A 2,189-nucleotide genomic window follows, 5' to 3' on the forward strand; every position below is an offset into this window, starting at 1 on the left:
GGGCCTTCCTGGCCCCCATCATGGACACCGTCATGTACGGCACCGGCGACGAGGGCTCCGTGGCCCTGATCACCGACGCCATGCGCCGGGGCGTGAAGGAGGCCGTGGGCACCCTGATCGTGGAGTTCGGCAGCTATGGCCGCGCCCCCTTGGTGGAGCAGGCCACCCTGGCCGACATGGCGGAGCGTTACGCCAAGGAGGGCTGAGCCATGGGGGACATCACCCTGACCTTTTCCGGCGGCCGGACGGGCCTCACGGAGGAGGCCCTGGAGCAGCGGCTCCAGGCCGCCGCCCCCCTGCTGGCGGAGGTGCTGGCAGGGGAGGCGCAGCACCGGGACAACTTGGGCTGGTTCTCCGTGGACGAGGCCGCCGGGCCCGAGCGGGTGGACTTCCTGCTGGAGCAGGCCGCCCGGGTGCGGGCCGACGCCGACGCCTTCGTGGTCATCGGCATCGGCGGCTCCAACCAGGCGGCCCGGGCGGTGGTGAAGGCCCTGCGGCCGGAGAACGGCCCCGCCATCCTGTGGGCGGGCAACACCATCTCCGCCTGCGAGACCGCCCGGCTGCTGAAGGAGCTGGACGGCTATCAGTCCGTCTACATCGACTGCATCGCCAAGAACTTCGAGACCCTGGAGCCGGGCATCTCCTTCCGGGTGCTGCGCCGCTATCTGGAGCAGCGGTACGGCCAGGCGGAGGCGGCAAAGCGCATCTTCGCCACCGGCACCCCCGGCTCCACCCTCCATCAGCTGTGCATTGACAACGGCTACACCTTCCTCACCTTCCCGGAGCGCATCGGCGGCCGCTACTCCGTGGGCAGCGACGTGGGCCTGTTCCCCATGGCGGTGGCCGGGGTGGACGTGAAGGCCCTGGTGCAGGGCATGCGGGACATGCGGGAGGAACTCCATGCCGCCCCGGCGGGGGAGAACCTGGCCCTGCGGTACGCCTGCCTGCGCAAGTGGATGCTGGAGCAGGGCCTCAGCCTGGAGATGCTGGCCTTCTTCGAGCCCCGGCTGGACTACTTCGCCAAGTGGTGGATCCAGCTCTTCGCCGAGAGCGAGGGCAAGGACGGCACCGGGCTGTACCCGGTGGTGTCCTCCAACTCGGAGGATCTCCACTCCATCGGCCAGTTCATCCAGCAGGGCAGCCCCATCCTCTTTGAGACCTTCGTGACCGTGCGGGCCCGCGACGCGTCGGTGGTGCTGCCCGCCACGGACAAGAAGGACTACTTCGACTACCTGACGGGCAGGGACTTCTGGGACATCAACGACACCGCCCGGCAGGCCACCATGCGGGCCCACAGCGAGGGGGGCATCCCCTGCCTGGAGCTGTCCATCCCCGCCATCGACGCCCACACCCTGGGGGAGCTGTTCTATTTCTTCCTCTTCTCCTGCTACCTCTCCTGCAGGCTGGTGGGGGTCAACCCCTTCAACCAGCCCGGCGTGGAGAGCTACAAGGGCTATATGTTCAAAAATCTGGGAAAGCCGGGTGCCAAGTAATATGAAACATATTTTCCTCAATTTGAAACGTTTTGACGTGCCGGTGGAGCTGGGCGGGGTCAACCGCCTGGCCCCCATGGCCGAGTGGGGCAGGGTGATCGTGGCCGAGACCCAGAAGGGCCTGACCGGCTACGACCCCGCCGAGGTGGAGTTTGTGGACTTCTTCCCCGAGGCCCACCTGATTCCCGCCGCGGCCGCCCGGGCGGAGAACAGCCCGGTGCAGCTGGGCTGCCAGGGGGTGTTCCGGGCGGACACCGCCGTGGGGGGCAACTTCGGCGCCTTCACCACCAACCGGCCCGCCCACGCCGCCGCCGCCCTGGGCTGCTGCTGGACGCTGATCGGCCACTGCGAGGAGCGCAACGACAAGGCCGGCATCCTGGCCGAGGCGGGCGTCACCGACACCGCCGCCGTCAACCGCCTGCTCAACCAGGAGTGCAAGGCGGCCCAGGCCGCGGGGCTCAAGGTGCTCTACTGCATCGGCGAGAAGAGCGAGGAGCAGGAGCAGTGGCAGCAGGTGCTGGGCGACCAGCTGTCCATCGGCCTGGACGGGGTGGACAAGAGCCGGGTGGTCATCGCCTACGAGCCCATCTGGTCCATCGGCCCCGGCAAGACCCCCGCCGACAAGCCCTACATCGAGAAGATCGCCCGCTTCGTCAAGGAGCAGACCGGCGGCCTGGACGTGGTGTACGGCGGCGG

The 2,189-nt window shown here is 68.6% G+C and carries 2 protein-coding genes and 1 pseudogene; all 3 read left to right on the plus strand.

Annotation, left to right across the window (positions count from 1 at the left end; all coding sequences use genetic code 11):
- A pseudogene (locus QZ378_RS12755) lies at window positions 1–206 on the plus strand (fructose-bisphosphate aldolase); the annotation flags it as partial.
- A gap of 3 nt (window positions 207–209) precedes the next feature.
- Window positions 210–1,493 (plus strand): glucose-6-phosphate isomerase, encoded by a 1,284-nt coding sequence (locus QZ378_RS12760; protein ID WP_291258537.1) that lies wholly within the window; start codon window positions 210–212, stop codon window positions 1,491–1,493.
- Between the two features lies 1 nt (window position 1,494).
- Window positions 1,495–2,189: triose-phosphate isomerase (locus QZ378_RS12765; RefSeq protein ID WP_291258538.1), on the plus strand; the 695-nt coding region annotated here is incomplete at its 3' end.

The sequence above is a fragment of the Flavonifractor sp. genome (assembly GCF_019422385.1).
GTDB lineage: Bacteria > Bacillota > Clostridia > Oscillospirales > Oscillospiraceae > Flavonifractor > Flavonifractor avistercoris.

Bases quoted from the DNA above. Each gene is read 5' to 3' on its own strand.
- QZ378_RS12760 (WP_291258537.1), top strand. From the start codon at position 210: ATGGGGGACATCACCCTGACCTTTTCCGGCGGCCGGACGGGCCTCACG.